This is a genomic window from Stutzerimonas stutzeri (genome assembly GCF_000590475.1).
Classification (GTDB): Bacteria; Pseudomonadota; Gammaproteobacteria; order Pseudomonadales; family Pseudomonadaceae; genus Stutzerimonas; species Stutzerimonas stutzeri_D.
Genome location: NZ_CP007441.1, coordinates 2,192,065 through 2,207,624, shown reverse-complemented (window position 1 = coordinate 2,207,624; position 15,560 = coordinate 2,192,065). Strand labels below are relative to the sequence as shown.

Below are 15,560 nucleotides of genomic sequence, written 5' to 3'. Positions count from 1 at the left end.
CCACTTCTCACGGAGACACGTCATGAATACCGCCACGCTGGATACCGAGACCTACCACCTCGCGCTTAGCCTGCACGCCGTACTCGAGTCGGACGAGCGCTCCGACCCCGACACGCTCTGCCAGGTCGGCCGACGTCTATGCCAACACCTGCTGGAGCGCTACCAAACCCAAGCATCGGTTAGCCAGGAGCGCATCGCTCTTGCGCCTTGGCAAGAGCGTAAGGCCAAGGAAATCCTGGCCGGCAGTGTGCACGCCAAGCTGTTCATAGCTGATGTTGCTGAGCAGTGCGCGATGTCCCGAAGCCATTTCTCCCGAGCGTTCAAGAAAGCCACCGGAATGTCGCCGCAAGATTGGTCTTTGCAATGGCGGGTTCGCCGCGCTCAGGAACTGCTGGCCGATGGCTCACTTTCGCTCTGCCGGATAAGCCTGGAGTGTGGCTTCGCTGACCAGTCTCACTTCAGCCGGATGTTCAGCAAGCTTGTCGGCACCACGCCTAAACGCTGGCAACGAGAGCAACTGCAGCTCAACAACGACTGAGTGGCCACTGCCTCGTGGGATATGCCCGTTGGGGTAACTATTCCTGAATGAATACGGCGTGCCAACGTCCATTGCTGCTCCCGTGCGCCCAAAGGCTGAAGAGCTTCCACAGATCACAGATACACCGGAGTTCGGTGCACCTAGCGATGACGGGCTGACCCGCGACTCACAGCTGAGAGACCCATGGGTTACGCGATTGAAACTGCGCCTGACGAACCTATACGAGCATGGCCACTTCATATGCCGATCATGGAGCGGAATCGTCAAACATCGCTCCTGTAAAGCGACGCTTGCGGCCGGTCAAAAGCAGACGATGCACACCTGCAGCAGCAAAGTTATTGAGCGATTTCTGTGCGAACAAATAATTGCCATGGATACAAGTCTCCTCGCCTGCCGAGCCCCAGGGCTACCCGGCATCATGCCCGCTGGCTGGCGCGGGCTCACGGCGGGTCGTCCCGATCCCAATACGGCGGATCACCGAAACTCTGGCGCAAGCTGTCGGCGAGGGCCCTTATTTTTGCGGAACTCCTGTGACCGGGCGGATACGTCAGGAATAGCTCGGCTCCTTCTGCCCGGACGCCGATGTCCATCGACGTCAGCGCCCCGCTCTCGAGGCTTTCGTGGACGAAAAAGGTCGGCAACAACGCGATCCCCAGCCCGGCGATTGCAGCATCCCGCATGACGATGCCGTTGTTGACCCGCAGCCCGGCCGCCGGCCGTACCACTGACCACCCCTTCCCGGTCGCAAAGCGCCAATCGCTGTCCCGGTTCGAATACAGGATGCCGCGGTGCGAAGCGAGCTCGTCGAGCGAACCAGGGCAACCGTGTTCTGCGAGATAAGCCGGTGAGGCGACGAGTTCGCGGCGGCTGACGGTCAGCCGTTTGGCGATCAGCCGCGTATCGCCCACTACGCCATGCCTCAATACCGCATCAAAGCCCTCGGCGGCGACGTCGACGAACCGGTCGTCTAGCTCCAGTGACACGTCGATTTCCGGGTACTGGGCGAGAAACCGGTACAGCGCCGGGCCGAAATGGAGGATGCCGAAGCTGACGGGCGCCGCAAGACGCAGCGGGCCGCTGAGCGTTCCGCTACGCACGGCCAGCTCGGCGGCAGCCTCTTCGGCTTCGCGAAGGATGCGCTGTGCGCGCGGCAGAAAGCATCGGCCGCTCTCGGTCAGCGACAATTTCCGGGTGGTGCGCTGGATCAGCTGCACGCCTAGGTCACGCTCCAGCGCCGCCAACCGCTCGCTGACCACCGATTTGGCAAGCCCCAGCCGCCGCGCGGCCGACGTGATCGAGCCGACCTCGGCCGTGGCGACGAATACCGACACATCGGATAGCTTCATCATTGTTCGGAAATCCCGACAGCCTGTTTCGAATTTGTCCGTCTAGTCGGTGCGGTGTAACAGGCGCATCTTGATGCCCACGAGACGAGCCAACCGGCAACCGTCATCAGCGGAGAAACACCATGGTTCGCTTCTTGGCAACGGCCGGCGCGGCACTGCTGTTTTGCGCGGCATCCGTTCAGGCGCAGGTCGCGCCTTATCCGAGCGACTTTCGCACGATAGACGTGCAACGAGACGACGTCACTATTCACGTTCGGGTCGGGGGCAGCGGTCCTGCCGTCGTTCTGCTGCACGGCTATGGCGAAACAGGCGACATGTGGTCGCCGATGGCTGCCGAGCTGATGCGAGACCATACGGTGATCGTTCCGGATCTGCGTGGGCTTGGGCTCTCGTCCAAGCCGGCTGGCGGCTTCGACAAGAAAACGCAGGCTGGCGACCTACAGGCGGTGCTCGTCCGGCTGGAGGTGGATCAGATCGATCTGGTGACCCACGACATTGGCAACATGGTCGGCTATGCCTTCGCAGCGCAACATCCCGAGCGGGTCCGCCGCTTCGTATTGATTGACGCGCCGCTTCCAGGCGTGGGCCCGTGGGAAGACATTCTGCAAAGCCCGTTGCTCTGGCATTTCCGCTTCGGTGGGCCGGACATGGAGCGACTCGTCGCTGGGCGGGAGCGTATCTACCTCGACCGTTTCTGGAATGAATTCTCGGCCACGCCGGCACGCTTCAGCGAGGCCTCACGCGAGCACTATGCGCGCCTTTATGCGCTACCCGGCGCCATGCATTCAGGCTTTGCCCAGTTCGCGGCATTCGACCAGGACGCCGCCGACAACCGAGCGTTCATTGCCCAGGGCGGAAAGCTGAAGATGCCTGTACTGGCGCTGGGTGGCGAGAAATCCTTCGGCCCGATGATGGCAACCGTCATGCGGTTTGCCGCTGAAGACGTCGAAGAGGGAGTCATTCCCGATTCCGGTCACTGGATCATGGAAGAAAACCCTGCAGCGACCATCGAACGGGTTCGCGGCTTCGTCGATGCCGGGAACTGAGCGCTCGCCTGGCCGCGGTCTTGACGCGTGAGCCAGCGCCTCCGCTGCGCGCGGCCAAGCGTCCATCAGCATTCCCGAGCCTACAACTAACCTGAACCGGCCTGAAGTCCGTAAGCCGACCGCGCTGCGCCGAGGCACAGCACTATCCTACCCAAGAGACCCGTTATGACTTATTTCACAGCAAAGAACGTCCTCGTCCTCGGCGGAAGCCGCGGGATCGGCGCGGCAATCGTGCGTCGTTTCGCAACCGATGGCGCCAAGGTCGCCTTCACCTACGCCGGGTCGAAGGACGCCGCGGACACGCTCGCCGCGCAAACCGACGCCGAGCCCATTCAGACCGACAGCGCCGACCGCGCCAAGCTGATCAGTACCGTGGCCAGCCGCGGCTCGCTCGACATCCTGGTCATCAACGCCGGCTCCCTGATCATGGGCGATCCGTTGACGCTGAATGCCGACGACATCGATCGGCTGATCGACGTGAATGTCCGCGCGCCTTATCACGCGGCGGTCGAGGCGGCGCGGAGCATGAACGACCAAGGCCGGATCATCGTCATCGGCTCGGTCAATGGCGACCGCATGCCCTTCGCGGGCGGTGCGGCGTATGCCATGACCAAATCGGCTATACAGGGCATGGTCCGGGGCCTGGCGCGCGATTTCGGCGACCGCGGCATCACTGTTAACAGCGTCCAGCCTGGCCCGACGGACAGCGACATGAACCCATCGGACGGCCCGATGGCAGCGACAATGCACAGTTTCATGGCGATAAAGCGCCATGCGAGTGCCGAGGAAATCGCGGAACTCGTTGCCTTCATCGCCGGGCCTCATGGGGCGATGATTACCGGCTCGATGCAAACCATAGACGGAGGCTTTGGCGCCTAGCGGGGAATGGTCAGCCTAGAAAGAGGACGAATTTATTTCCTCCCTGAGTGATTCTTTCACTTTTGGCCGATTGCTGCCCTTAGCAGCTATCGGCTTTCGGCCAAAGCAGACATTCGAATTCAAGTGGAGCCGATTTGTTTGAGTACCGCTGCTACGATCGCTTCTGGGCGATCCTCTTGCATGAGATGCCCGGAATTTTGTACCAAAGAACAGGGCTGATCCGAGATCAGCTCCGCGAGGGCCCTTCCCTTCTCGAATGGAATCCAAGCATCTTGCTGTCCCCATAAGACCGCAACAGGACAATCCATTGCGCCATACCGCCCTTGAACTTGGTCAGTAAACCTTTCATCCATTTGCGCTATCTGCCGATAGAAGGCTGCTTGCCCGACGGCTCCCAGCCATGGTGTGAGGTAGACATGCATTGTCTCCTCGGAAAGCGGATTACACGCAGCTGTTTGCAGATATGCCCTTAGCAAGGCCTGGTGCATATAGTCAGGCATACCAGCGAATGCCGCCTCGTACTGGCGAACATGCTGGACGAAAGGTGAGCCCCATGGTGTTAAAGCCACAGCGTCGAAGATCGTCAGAGACGAATAGCGCAGCCCGTTCAGATAGTAAGCACGAAGAGCTGTTGCCCCGCCAAAATCGTGCGCCAGAACGTCAGGTCGGCTGATATCCCACTCATCGAAGAGCGCAGCGAGAACCCTGTTCTGGACTGCCAGGGAGACATCTTGGCCCTCCCTCATTTCGGACTGCCCGTATCCCACCATGTCGAAGTAGTACACGGTCCTTTTGTCGATCAGGTGGGGGACGATTCTGCGCCAAACCTGGGAGGAGAAAGGTGTGCCGTGGAGAGCGACCAAAGGCGCGCCGCTACCACATCGCCCCCATCGGACAGCAGCCCCTTCGATAACCGACGTAAACGGCAAATCCAACATCGCTTCGCCTCATATTGTGTTTTAGCTAAAAAACTATCACGGCCGTCCTCTGAAAATAGACCAGGAAACGGGACAACCGCCAAGGCGTCGCGATGCCCTGCTTAGGAACCTCCAATCTGCTGAAGTGATAAGTCCGCTCCGCTCCCTCGCGGCCGGATGACGATCGCTAGACACGCCACCACCGCCGATGCGATTAACGCATTAAGGGAACTCGTAGCAGCCAACGTGGCGCCGAATAGCGGCGTGCCAATAGCCTGGCCAATCGCAAGGACAAGAAAAGGAATGCCCAGGCCCAGGTCGGGACGGTCCGGAAGCAGGTTGATACCTTGGATCAGATAGGCTCCCGTCGAGACGATATAGGCAGCGCCAAATACGCCCATGGCTGCAGCGCCGTAAACAGGCGAAATGGAAGCTGTCGCCAATCCTACGGTACCAAGCGCCATTCCCAGCAGTGCAAACCCATGGACTCGCCCCGTACCGAAGCGGTTGACCAGAATACCGGTCAGCGATCCGCTGATGCCGGCCACGCCCAGCGCTACCCAGGCCCATGCAATGCGGGCGTCGGTAAAGCCAAATTCATTGCGCAAGATATCCGCGCCGAACGTCCAGATTGCAGTGCTGGACAAGCCCATCAAAAAAGCGCTTACACAAAGCGCAGGAAGGCCGGGCCGACCGAGAATGTTGAGGGAAAACCGCTGTGGACCTTTGCCATTGGCGCGCGGCGGGACGGCGAACCAGAGCCACACCGTTACACCTGCACCAGACAGCGCGAACATGGCGTAAAGCTCACGCCACGCACCAGCGGCCATCAAGGCTGCCGCGCCTGAAAATACGATGCCTGCAGCCGTTCCGGCGTTGATCGCTCCATTGGCTTTGGGCCGGTCTTCGTCACCGAACCGGGCTGCAACCGCGGACGCTAGCGGAGGCGACGTCAGGCCAGTGCTTACGCCGCCAAGCGTAATACCTAGGCCCAGCGCCCAACCCGACCATGCAAAAAAAACGAGCCCCATGCCAACGGTAGCAGCCAGGCCGGCCGAGCAAGCGATCGTGCGTGGACCGAGTTTGGCAGCGCTTAGAAAGGCGAAGACGATACCCACGCAATAAGCGGCAAAGGCACTGCCACCAATCCATCCGGCCACGGCTACATCGAGGGTTAGGTCCTCGCGAATTTGCGGCAGAAGGAGCCCGTAGGCAAAACGTGCGAGACCATAGGATAGTGCTGTCAGGGCGAAGGCCGCGGCGACGAGGTTCAGACCGCGGCTCATGGGTGCGCTGCTCGGCAGTGTTCGAGAAGCAACAATGCGGCAGCCTTGGCGTCGTCGATCACCGAAACGCTTGTCACACTGGCCGCGGCAGTGGCGCCTTCGAACAGTAGCCATACTTGGGTGGAAAGCGCCGGGCTCTCCTGCCCAAGGGCGCTTTTAACGCGTCTTTCAACTTCGTTACGGAACTCATTCTTCTGATGAAGAACCAGTGACACGATTGCGCCGTTGGCTTCGGCGTATTCGCTGCGAGCGCGCAGCAGCATGCATCCTCGCGCACCGTGCTCATCTATCCACTGCCGCAGCGTATCGAAAAGCGACGCAACCGGATTGACGTCCGCTGACTGCGCTTCGAGTTGCATCATGAATGCATGATGCCTCGCTTCGAGCACCGCGATGACCAGCCCGTCTCGTGAGCCGAAGTGCTTGTAGAGCGTGCGGGTGGAGGCACCGGAAGGCGCGAGCGCACGGTCGATCCCGATTCCTCGGAACCCCTCTGAGTCGAACATGCGGGCCGCGCCCACGATCATTTCTTCGCGCTTATCCATGGGCTCAGTGTAAAACGATCACTTTACCCGTCAAGCCGCTATGGCACTCCAAAGCCCTGTGTCTTAACGCTCAAAAACCTGATGAACGAAGCTGACCACGGCGCCGCGGACTTAAGTCGGCTCTGTTTTGGCACTCTGAGCAAAACTTCGTCCGCATATGACTCAACCCAGCCCGAATGCTAGTTCCGGCTGAAAGATGCTCTACCCGACGCTTTTAGCCTTGGTAGTCATGCCTAGTTCATCAGGTCGCAAAGTCAGCACCGAAACGCCGGAAGCGGTGACGGCAACGGTGTGCTCGAACTGTGCAGAAAGCGATCCGTCCTTAGTGACAACGGTCCATCCGTCTGCCTTGGTTCTGACATTCCGCGCGCCTCGATTGAGCATCGGCTCGATGGTAAAAACCATGCCCTCTCGCAGGACGAGCCCGGTGCCTGGCTTACCGAAGTGCAGCACCTGAGGCTCCTCGTGCATCTCGCGGCCGATGCCATGGCCGCAATATTCACGCACCACCGAATAACTGTTGCGCTTGGCATGACGCTCGATTGCCGACCCAATATCACCAAGCCGGGCACCTGGACGAACCGCCCGAATACCCTTCCACATGGCTTCGTAGGTGACTTGGACCAAGCGTTTGGCGGCTGGACTGACTTCCCCCACAAGATAGGTCTTGCTCGAATCGGCGATATAGCCATTCTTTTCCAGGGTGATATCGAGATTAACGATGTCGCCATCTCGAAGCACTTCCGATTGAGACGGAACGCCATGGCAAACCACGTCGTTGATTGAGCAATTCAGCACAAAGCCATAGCCATATTGACCTTTGCTGGCCGGTCGGGCTTGCAGGTCCCGGACGATGAAGTTCTCAACCATTTCATCGATCTGAAGCGTCGACATACCAATCAGCGGGGTTCGATCCAACAGTTCGAATACGGACGCAAGCAGCCGGCCGGCTTCAGCGAGCAGCGCCAATTCCTGGGGTTGCTTGATCATAGGTAGTTCATGGTCAATGGCTGAGCCGAAACACCAGCGCCACTGAGTTCGCGTTGGATAATCTCGTTGAAACTGAGCGTAGGGTTGGTCTCAGATAGCATGCCCACCTTGATCCAGAAGGCCGCCTGCGCGTTGATCGAACGGCAGGATACTTTGGCTGCCCTGCGCAATTGATCGTGTAGGTCATCCTCGATGTTCACAATGCCCATTGGTCATCCCGCATATGATTCATAAGCGCAAATGATACGTTTCATATATTCGGAAGCCAAGTGCATTTTCACGTCTTAAGCCAGGACTGCTTGAGGCGACAGGTTTGATACCTTGTCGAAAATACACTTCAGCAAGGACATGGCTAGCGCGACGGCACTCGCCAGCGACCATAGTGCGGAACATCTCACGAAGCATGCCGTGTAGTCCGCTATGGATGTTCTCACTCGATTGAGTGACGGCGTGAAATGGGCAAGGCACTCGGTAAAGACCGTAAAAACGACATCGGGATAATCCCGGTCATTGGCCAAGTCATTTAGTGAGCGAAGGTGGCAATGGAGCGGCTATCGCCAGTGCTAGGGAGGGTCGGCTCCGTTATCGCAGGAGCCCGACCGTAGCGAACTGCCAGGTGCCGATTACCCGGCCAACACGCCGTCGACCAATGCTTTGGCTTCTTCCTGGATGCGCTTGAGGTGCGCCTCGCCTTCGAAGCTTTCCGCATAAATCTTGTAGACGTCTTCAGTGCCGGATGGCCGTGCAGCGAACCAGCCGTTATCGGTGACCACTTTGAGCCCGCCGATTGCCGCGCCGTTGCCCGGCGCCTCGGTGAGAATCTGTTTGATCGGTTGACCAGCCAGCTCAGCCGCAGTGACCTGTGATGCGTTGAGCTTGCTCAGCTTGGCCTTCTGCTCGCGATCAGCCGGCGCATCGATACGCTGGTAGACCGGTGCGCCGAAACGCTCGGTGAGCGCTTGGTATCGCTCGCCCGGATCCTTGCCGGTCACTGCGGTGATCTCGGCAGCCAACAGGCCGAGGATCAGACCGTCCTTGTCTGTCGACCATGCTTTACCGGCCTTGCGCAGGAACGACGCGCCCGCAGACTCTTCGCCACCGAAGCCGAGGCTTCCGTCCATCAAGCCATCGACGAACCATTTAAAGCCCACTGGCACTTCCACCACTTTGCGCTCGATGCCTTGCGCGACCCGATCGATCATCGACGAGGACACCAGCGTCTTGCCAATGCCGGCTTGCGCGCTCCACTCGGGGCGATGGGTGAATAGATATTCGATGGCCACGGCCAGGTAATGGTTGGGGTTCAGCAGCCCTACGGAACGCGCGACGATGCCATGGCGGTCGTGGTCGGTATCGCAGGCAAAAGACACATCGAAGCGGTCCTTGTTCTCGATCAGCCCGGCCATGGCGTGCGGTGAACTGCAATCCATGCGGATCTTGCCGTCCCAGTCCAGACGCATGAAGCGGAAGGTTGGATCGACACGTGTCGAAAGCACCTCGAGCGGCAGTCCGTAGCGTTCAGCAATGCGCGTCCAGTAGTGCACGCCGGCACCGCCGAGCGGATCGACGCCAAACTTCAGACCCGAGCCGCGAATCGCTTCGAGATCGATCACCTGATCCAGGCCGCCCACGTAGCTTTCGATGAAATCGAAGCGCTGGGTGGTGGGTGCCTTCAGCGCTTGGGCGTAATCCATCCGCTGAACGCCCTTGAGCCCGGCGACCAACAGCGCATTGGCGCGATCCTGAATCCACTTGGTCACGCCCGTATCAGCCGGACCGCCATTGGTGGGGTTGTATTTGAAGCCGCCGTCAGCGGGTGGGTTGTGCGACGGGGTGATGACGATGCCATCGGCCAGACCACTGCTACGGCCGGCGTTGTATTCGAGAATGGCGTTGGAGATGGCCGGAGTCGGCGTGTAGCCGGGCTCGCCACTGGTTTCGCTGCAGCCAGCATCGATGCGTGTCTCGACACCGTTGGCCGCCAGCACTTCCAAAGCGGAAACGAAGGCCGGCTCGGACAACGCATGGGTGTCCATGCCGACGAAGATTGGGCCATCGATGCCCTGCTCGCGCCGGTAGTCACAGATCGCCTGGGTCACGGCCAGAATATGCCACTCATTGAAGCTGTTCTTCAGCGAGGAACCACGATGGCCAGAAGTGCCAAACGCGACCTGCTGCGCCGGATCGGAGGGGTCGGGCCGCTCGCTGTAATAGCGCGAGATCAGGCGAGGGATGTTGGTCAGTGTTTGTTCGTCAGGCAGGCGTCCTGCGTTGAGGTCGAGACTCATCTGTCGTTCCTTTGGATAAAGTGGAAAGTATCGCCTCAGGCAAAACTGCGTGCCGCACGGGAGGCAATCAAACGCAAAAGGGCATCGTTCAACGCCGTTCACTAGGCGCTAAGACCATTACCTCTTGGGCTTTGGTTCCCCTGTGATCGAACGAATGTTCAAGCTGACCCGCGGCGCATGATATTGGCTGATCCGTCTTCAGCCAAACGCCGCTATTTCTGAGTCTGCGGGGGTGGCTCGCCTTCCGAACCAAGGAGCCAGAGGGTGAACCGTGCCCCTGGGCCCACCTCGCTTTCGACGATCAGCGCGAATTCCCTGCACGCTCTCGCATGGCCGCGTATCGAGCTGATCAACCCTGCCGTTCTCCAGCGAGGCGCGTAGTACCGGGCGGGTGCGACACTCGATCAGGCGTCAGCACACAAGCTGACGCCTGATTCGGCGACTTCAAGCAGTCTTGGCAGCTGTCGATAGGCCCGCTGGGCGCTGTTCGCGAAACGCGAGCAGGAATGTCAGGAACACGCCAAGCGCGAACACCGCGGGGAACAGCCAGATGTTCTGCCAGTCGTGCCCCTCGACCGTGGCAAAATGATCGGTCACTTTCCCGGCGACCCAGAATCCAATCAGCATGCCGACGCCGTAAGTCGCCAATGTGATCAACCCTTGCGCTGAACCTTTGAAGGTTTCGCCGGCCTTGGCGTCGGTATAGATCTGCCCGGACACGAAGAAAAAGTCGTAGCAGATCCCGTGCAAGGCGATCCCGGCAACCAGCATGAAGAGCAGGTCCCCGTTGTTACCGTAAGCGAACAATGCGTAGCGCAACGTCCAGGCGAGCATGCCCAGCAGCAACGTTTTCTTGATGCCGAAACGCTGGATGAACAGCGGCAGCAATAGCATGAACAGCACTTCGGAAATCTGCCCCAGGGTCATCTTGCCGGTCGGGTTGTCGACGCCGATCTCGGCGAGAAACGGGTTGGCGTTCTGGTAATAGAAGGCCAGCGGGATGCAGATCAACACCGAGGCGAGGAAGAAGATCGCGAAGCTGCGGTCCTTCAGCAGCTTGAGCGCATCCAGCCCGAGCATTTCCTTCAGGCCGCCCTGCTCTCGCCGAGCCAGCGGCGGCGTGCTTGGCAGGCTGAAGCTGTACAGCCCGAGCAGTGCCGACGCGATGGCGCACATCAGGAAGGTGTTGCGCAAAGCACCGCCTGCGATGGCTTGCTGGGAATCCCAACCGAACAGGAAGCTGATGACCAATCCGGCAATGATCCAGCCCACCGTGCCCCATACGCGGATCTTCGAAAACTCCTGCGCCGGGTCGCGCATCTGCCGGAAGGCCACGGCATTCACCAGTGCCAGGGTCGGCATGTAGACGATCATGTAGCCCAGTACGTAGGGGTAGAACACCCCGAAATCAGTCGCCCGATAAAGCTGAAACAACAGCACGGCGCCAACCAGGTGAAGAATGGCCAGCAGTCGCTCGGCGTTGAAGTAGCGATCGGCGATCAGCCCGATCACGAACGGCGCCAGAATCGCGCCCCACGACTGAGTCGAGAACGCCATGCCGATCTGGCTGCCGTTTGCGCCCAGGTTGTTAGCCAGAAAGGTGCCGAGAGTGACGAACCATCCGCCCCAGATGAAGAACTGCAGGAACATCATCAGGCTCAGCCGTACATTGAGTGTGCTCATGGTCTTGTCCTTGTTGTTGTGCACGTTTGTTAGCGAAGCGCCTTAATCGAGTCCCAGCAGCCGGCGATTTCTCGAGGCGCTGCTTGCAACCCCGGCGAAATCGTCGAATGCCCGCGTGGCGCGGTTGATCAACTGCTGTTGGATAAAATGGGCGCCTTCCTCTGCCCCCTGCGCAGCGTCCTTGAGGCAGCACTCCCACTCGAGTACCGCCCAGCCGTCGTAGCCGTACTGCGTCAACTTGCTGAAGATCTGTTTGAAATCGACCTGACCGTCCCCCAGCGAACGAAACCGGCCGGGGCGCTCGACCCAGTCCTGATAGCCGCCGTAAACGCCAGAGCGTGCATCCGGACGGAACTCGGCGTCCTTGACGTGAAACATGCCGATGCGTTCGTGGTAGCGGTCGATAAAGCCGAGGTAGTCCAGTTGCTGTAAAAGCAGGTGGCTGGGGTCGTAGAGAATCTTTGCGCGAGGGTGATGGCCGACCGCCTCGAGAAAGCGCTCGAACGAGGCGCCGTCGTGCAGGTCCTCGCCGGGATGGATCTCGAAGCACAGGTCCACACCGGCTTCATCGAACGCGTCGAGGATGGGACGCCAGCGACGGGCCAATTCGGCGAAGCCCTCCTCGATCAGGCCACTTGGTCGCTGCGGCCAGGGATACATGTAGGGCCACAATAGCGCGCCAGAGAAGGTTGCATGAGCGGTAAGCCCCAAACGCTGACTGGCTTTCGCGGCGAGGTGCAATTGCTCAATGGCCCAATCGGTGCGGGCCTTCGGTTTGCCACGTAATTCGACCGGTGCGAAGTCATCGAACAGATCGTCGAATGCCGGATGCACCGCAACCAGTTGGCCTTGCAGATGGGTCGACAGTTCGCTGATTTCGACCCCGGCTTCAGCGCAAATCCCCTTTAGCTCGTCACAGTAGGTCTGGCTCTCGGCGGCTCGTTTCAGGTCCAGGCACTGCGTGCCGAGCGTTGGCAGCTGAACCCCCCAATAGCCGAGCGATGCCGCCCAGCCGACCAGATTTGAAAGATTGTCGAACGGCGCTTCCGGCCCAAGAAACTGCGCCAAGAAGATGGCTGGGCCGCGAATACTACTGTGTGTCATAGCGTGCTCCATGTGCGTACCTATCATTCAATGGCTGCGAATGTCGTCCACTTGCTATCGCTGCGATGACTGGCAATCACCGTCTCGATGAAGGCCATACCGCGCAGACCCGCCTCAATACCGGGCACATCGGGTGGCACTCCAGTGCGGATGCCAGCGGCGAAGTCGTTATAAAGATTGGCCATGGCCTCGAGATAGCCCTCCGGGTGCCCGGCAGGCAGGCGCAACCGTCGAAGGGCTTCATCGCATAGCCAGTGCTGGTCAACACCGGCACGCAGCACTCGCAGCGACTCTCCAAGTGGTCGATGGACCAGGCTGTTCGGCTCCTCTTGCCGCCATTCGATACCGCCTCGGTCGCCATACAGGCGCAACCTCAAGGCGTTTTCCTCCCCGGCGCAGACCTGGCTGGCGATAAGCACGCCACCGACGCCCTTATCGGTCTGGAACAGCACGGCGCCATCGTCGTCGAGTTGCCGACCTTCTACGTGAACACCCAAATCGGCACATAGGCGCTCGATACGCTGGCCGCTGACGAACTCGGCAAGGTTGAACGCATGGATTCCAATGTCTCCCATGCAGCCGCTCGGTCCGGCCTGCTCCGGCTCACCTCGCCAGGCCGCCTGCTTGTTCCCACGTCCGGCCTGGTCCTCGCTCAGCCAGCCCTGCGGGTACTCGACATAGAGCTTTCGCAGGTTTCCAAGCACACCGGTTTGCACCATATGCCGCGCCTGCCAGACCATCGGATAGCCTTGGTAGGTATGGGCCAAACCATAGAAATAGCCGCTGCTAGCCAGCGTGGCGGCCAAGTTCTGCACGTCGGCCAACGACAATGCAGCCGGCTTCTCGGAAAACACATGGAAGCCCGCACGCAGCGCAGCCTCGGCAATGGATGCATGGAGATGATTGGGTGTGACAATGGCCAGCAGCTCCATACGCTGATCGGCTGGTCGCGCCTGCTCGCCAGTCAGTAGTGCCTCCCAGGAGGAGTAGCATCGCTCGGGATCGAGGTGCAGCGACTCACCACTTCGTCTGTTGTTCTCCATATCCCGGCTGAACGCGCCGCAGACCAGTTCGATCTGCCCGTCGAGACGCATCGCCTGGCGGTGCACCCGACCAATGAACGCCCCTTCGCCACCGCCCACCATGCCCATTCGAACCTTGGTCCGACCGGCTGTAGCCATCTTTTGCACCCCAACTGAAATTGATTGATAACCCTAATGTAACCGGTTACATCGATCAGAAACTAGCATTAAAGTTGGGACTGTCAAGCGGGTGAGGCGAAATTCGAAGCGATTCCCGCCCCGGCGCTGCAGCGCGAGCGATGGACGGGATTGCGAGACGTACGGATACCGAAAGGGTCCATTGGTCGAAGCCAACGTCGGTAAGGGGCATGGCGCACGGTTACGCATGAGTCAAACCGCTGTTCGCAAACAACGGGTGCGTTACGCTATTCACTCGCTGGTCTTGACCATGACCGGCACCAACCGCCGAGGAGTTATGCCAAACATTCGCAAGGTGGCCGAGCTGGCCGGGGTTTCTGTTGCCACCGTATCGCGCACGTTGAAAACGCCCGAAAGGGTTTCCCCACAGACGCGTGACCGTGTGCATGCTGCAGTCGAGCAGGCTGGCTACCGCCCCAATCTGATGGCCGTACAATTCCGTTCGCGCAAGACGCGTAACCTCGTCGTGCTGGTTCCGGCTATTGCCAACGTATTCTTCGCCCGCGTTATCAGTGGCATCCAGGAAGCCGCGCAGGCGTTCGACTACCGCGTGCTGCTGTGCGATACCCGGGGTCGGGAGGACGTCGAGACGGCGTACGCCGAACTGGTCCACGCCCATCAGGCCGACGGCGTTATTCAGTTGCGAGCTTTCAACCCGTTCGGCGAGATCTGTCGTCACGGCGACGATCCGCCGCCTATGGTCAACGCTTGCGAAGTGCTCGATACGCCGCCCTGTCCTACTGTGCGCCTGGACAACCGCGCCGCCGCCCGCACGATGACCGAACACCTGCTCGCACTGGGCCATCGTCGCATCGGCCTAATCAAGGGGCCGCAAGGCAGTCCGCTGACGCGTGACCGGATCGCCGGCTACGAGGATGCACTCAGCGCGGCCGGCATTGCAGCCGACCCCGAACTGCTCTGCCGCGGCAACTTCACCTTACAGGCCGGCTACGAAGCGGCCGACCGGCTATTGCGTTACCCGAACCGGCCCACAGCGATCTTCTGCGAGAACGATGAGATGGCGATTGGCGCCATCCAGCGCATCCGCCAATCCGGCTTACGGGTCCCGCAGGATATGTCGGTCGCCGGATTCGATGACATCCCCTTCGCTGCCTTCTGCGACCCGCCGTTGACGACCATCGCCCAACCCGCCGAGGCGTTCGGCCGGCAGGCAGTCGAGATGCTGGTGGCGCAGTTCGAGAAGCGTCCTCTCGAAACACCGCATCTCGTACTGCCCTACGAACTGATCGTGCGCGGCAGCACAGCGGCCGCGCCACGGTGACTGACTCGATCGAATCGGGTCAGTAATCAGTGGTCTCTGGCAGTTTCGCGATCACCTTTATTTCGAACTGGAAGCCGTAGAGCCAGGTCACCCCGACTGCGGTCAGCGTCGGGTGCGGTGCGCTTCCCCAGAACTCCGGGACGACTTTCCAGATGGTTTCGAATTTCGACTCCGGATCCACCATGAACACGGTGACGTCGACCACATCATCGAAGGTGCAGTCCGCAGCCTTCAGAATCGCGTTCAAGTTCTCGAACGCGAGCCGGACCTGCGCCTCAAGGTCCGGCTCGGGCGAGCCATCCTCACGGCTGCCGACTTGCCCCGACACGAACAGGAAGCCATTGGCACGGATCGCCGGCGAGTAGCGGTTGCGTTCGTAGAGCGCCTGGCGCCCGGGCGGGAATACAACGTCACGTTGAGTCATGAGATACCTCCA

At 60.2% G+C, this 15,560-nt stretch carries 15 protein-coding genes; 4 read left to right on the top strand and 11 right to left on the bottom strand.

Translation table 11 applies throughout. The features are described 5' to 3' along the window. Positions 1 to 22: 22 nt before the first annotated feature. Positions 23 to 538: a helix-turn-helix domain-containing protein gene (locus CH92_RS10315; protein WP_025241698.1), complete on the top strand. Its 516-nt coding sequence runs from the start codon at positions 23 to 25 to the stop codon at positions 536 to 538. A 440-nt stretch (positions 539 to 978) separates the two neighbouring features. On the opposite strand, the gene CH92_RS10310 is transcribed toward CH92_RS10315, so the two are convergent. Continuing rightward, positions 979 to 1,887 (bottom strand): LysR family transcriptional regulator, encoded by a 909-nt coding sequence (locus CH92_RS10310; RefSeq protein ID WP_025241697.1) that lies wholly within the window; start codon positions 1,885 to 1,887, stop codon positions 979 to 981. Between the two features lie 119 nt (positions 1,888 to 2,006). Between CH92_RS10310 and CH92_RS10305 the strand changes: the two genes are divergently transcribed. After that, the gene (locus tag CH92_RS10305; protein ID WP_025241696.1) at positions 2,007 to 2,930 is read left to right on the top strand and encodes an alpha/beta fold hydrolase; all 924 of its coding nucleotides are present in this window, start codon (positions 2,007 to 2,009) and stop codon (positions 2,928 to 2,930) included. A gap of 165 nt (positions 2,931 to 3,095) precedes the next feature. After that, positions 3,096 to 3,809 carry an SDR family oxidoreductase gene (gene bdcA, locus CH92_RS10300; RefSeq protein WP_025241695.1) on the top strand — a complete coding sequence of 238 codons (714 nt, stop codon included), beginning with the start codon at positions 3,096 to 3,098 and terminating at the stop codon, positions 3,807 to 3,809. Positions 3,810 to 3,928: 119 nt separating this feature from the next. On the opposite strand, the gene CH92_RS10295 is transcribed toward bdcA, so the two are convergent. The 9 genes from CH92_RS10295 to CH92_RS10255 all read right to left on the bottom strand — a co-directional run bounded on the left by CH92_RS10295 (position 3,929) and on the right by CH92_RS10255 (position 13,803). After that, positions 3,929 to 4,747, bottom strand: a complete 819-nt coding sequence (locus tag CH92_RS10295) for an alpha/beta fold hydrolase (RefSeq protein ID WP_025241694.1) — start codon at positions 4,745 to 4,747, stop codon at positions 3,929 to 3,931. Between the two features lie 101 nt (positions 4,748 to 4,848). Continuing rightward, positions 4,849 to 6,012, bottom strand: a complete 1,164-nt coding sequence (locus CH92_RS10290; RefSeq protein ID WP_025241693.1) for an MFS transporter — start codon at positions 6,010 to 6,012, stop codon at positions 4,849 to 4,851. Continuing rightward, entirely contained in the window at positions 6,009 to 6,557 is a 549-nt protein-coding gene (locus tag CH92_RS10285; RefSeq protein ID WP_025241692.1) for a TetR/AcrR family transcriptional regulator, read from the bottom strand. The genes CH92_RS10290 and CH92_RS10285 overlap by 4 nt, the downstream gene beginning before the upstream one ends. A 201-nt stretch (positions 6,558 to 6,758) precedes the next feature. Continuing rightward, positions 6,759 to 7,547, bottom strand: a complete 789-nt coding sequence (gene map, locus CH92_RS10280; protein ID WP_025241691.1) for a type I methionyl aminopeptidase — start codon at positions 7,545 to 7,547, stop codon at positions 6,759 to 6,761. Further along, positions 7,544 to 7,756, bottom strand: a complete 213-nt coding sequence (locus tag CH92_RS10275; protein ID WP_025241690.1) for a ParD-like family protein — start codon at positions 7,754 to 7,756, stop codon at positions 7,544 to 7,546. Before CH92_RS10275 ends, map begins: the two co-directional genes overlap by 4 nt. Positions 7,757 to 8,170: 414 nt before the next feature. Beyond that, positions 8,171 to 9,835 carry a phosphoglucomutase (alpha-D-glucose-1,6-bisphosphate-dependent) gene (gene pgm / locus CH92_RS10270; protein ID WP_025241689.1) on the bottom strand — a complete coding sequence of 555 codons (1,665 nt, stop codon included), beginning with the start codon at positions 9,833 to 9,835 and terminating at the stop codon, positions 8,171 to 8,173. Positions 9,836 to 10,279: 444 nt separating this feature from the next. After that, on the bottom strand, positions 10,280 to 11,518 hold the full coding sequence (locus CH92_RS10265; protein ID WP_025241688.1) for a nucleoside permease: 1,239 nt from the start codon (positions 11,516 to 11,518) through the stop codon (positions 10,280 to 10,282). Positions 11,519 to 11,560: 42 nt separating this feature from the next. Then, complete coding sequence (locus CH92_RS10260) at positions 11,561 to 12,622, bottom strand: sugar phosphate isomerase/epimerase family protein (RefSeq protein WP_235206211.1); 1,062 nt, start codon at positions 12,620 to 12,622, stop codon at positions 11,561 to 11,563. 23 nt (positions 12,623 to 12,645) lie between these two features. Next, entirely contained in the window at positions 12,646 to 13,803 is a 1,158-nt protein-coding gene (locus CH92_RS10255) for a Gfo/Idh/MocA family protein (RefSeq protein ID WP_038622959.1), read from the bottom strand. Between the two features lie 316 nt (positions 13,804 to 14,119). Here CH92_RS10255 and CH92_RS10250 point away from each other — a divergent pair, with 316 nt between their 5' ends. Continuing rightward, positions 14,120 to 15,124 (top strand): LacI family DNA-binding transcriptional regulator, encoded by a 1,005-nt coding sequence (locus CH92_RS10250; RefSeq protein ID WP_025241685.1) that lies wholly within the window; start codon positions 14,120 to 14,122, stop codon positions 15,122 to 15,124. A gap of 19 nt (positions 15,125 to 15,143) precedes the next feature. Here CH92_RS10250 and CH92_RS10245 read toward each other — a convergent pair whose 3' ends face one another. Continuing rightward, on the bottom strand, positions 15,144 to 15,548 hold the full coding sequence (locus CH92_RS10245; protein ID WP_025241684.1) for a RidA family protein: 405 nt from the start codon (positions 15,546 to 15,548) through the stop codon (positions 15,144 to 15,146). Positions 15,549 to 15,560: the final 12 nt, after the last annotated feature.

Bases quoted from the DNA above. Each gene is read 5' to 3' on its own strand.
- CH92_RS10315 (WP_025241698.1), top strand. From the start codon at position 23: ATGAATACCGCCACGCTGGATACCGAGACCTACCACCTCGCGCTTAGC.
- CH92_RS10310 (WP_025241697.1), bottom strand. From the start codon at position 1,887: ATGATGAAGCTATCCGATGTGTCGGTATTCGTCGCCACGGCCGAGGTC.
- CH92_RS10305 (WP_025241696.1), top strand. From the start codon at position 2,007: ATGGTTCGCTTCTTGGCAACGGCCGGCGCGGCACTGCTGTTTTGCGCG.
- bdcA (WP_025241695.1), top strand. From the start codon at position 3,096: ATGACTTATTTCACAGCAAAGAACGTCCTCGTCCTCGGCGGAAGCCGC.
- CH92_RS10295 (WP_025241694.1), bottom strand. From the start codon at position 4,747: ATGTTGGATTTGCCGTTTACGTCGGTTATCGAAGGGGCTGCTGTCCGA.
- CH92_RS10290 (WP_025241693.1), bottom strand. From the start codon at position 6,012: ATGAGCCGCGGTCTGAACCTCGTCGCCGCGGCCTTCGCCCTGACAGCA.
- CH92_RS10285 (WP_025241692.1), bottom strand. From the start codon at position 6,557: ATGGATAAGCGCGAAGAAATGATCGTGGGCGCGGCCCGCATGTTCGAC.
- map (WP_025241691.1), bottom strand. From the start codon at position 7,547: ATGATCAAGCAACCCCAGGAATTGGCGCTGCTCGCTGAAGCCGGCCGG.
- CH92_RS10275 (WP_025241690.1), bottom strand. From the start codon at position 7,756: ATGGGCATTGTGAACATCGAGGATGACCTACACGATCAATTGCGCAGG.
- pgm (WP_025241689.1), bottom strand. From the start codon at position 9,835: ATGAGTCTCGACCTCAACGCAGGACGCCTGCCTGACGAACAAACACTG.
- CH92_RS10265 (WP_025241688.1), bottom strand. From the start codon at position 11,518: ATGAGCACACTCAATGTACGGCTGAGCCTGATGATGTTCCTGCAGTTC.
- CH92_RS10260 (WP_235206211.1), bottom strand. From the start codon at position 12,622: ATGACACACAGTAGTATTCGCGGCCCAGCCATCTTCTTGGCGCAGTTT.
- CH92_RS10255 (WP_038622959.1), bottom strand. From the start codon at position 13,803: ATGGCTACAGCCGGTCGGACCAAGGTTCGAATGGGCATGGTGGGCGGT.
- CH92_RS10250 (WP_025241685.1), top strand. From the start codon at position 14,120: ATGCCAAACATTCGCAAGGTGGCCGAGCTGGCCGGGGTTTCTGTTGCC.
- CH92_RS10245 (WP_025241684.1), bottom strand. From the start codon at position 15,548: ATGACTCAACGTGACGTTGTATTCCCGCCCGGGCGCCAGGCGCTCTAC.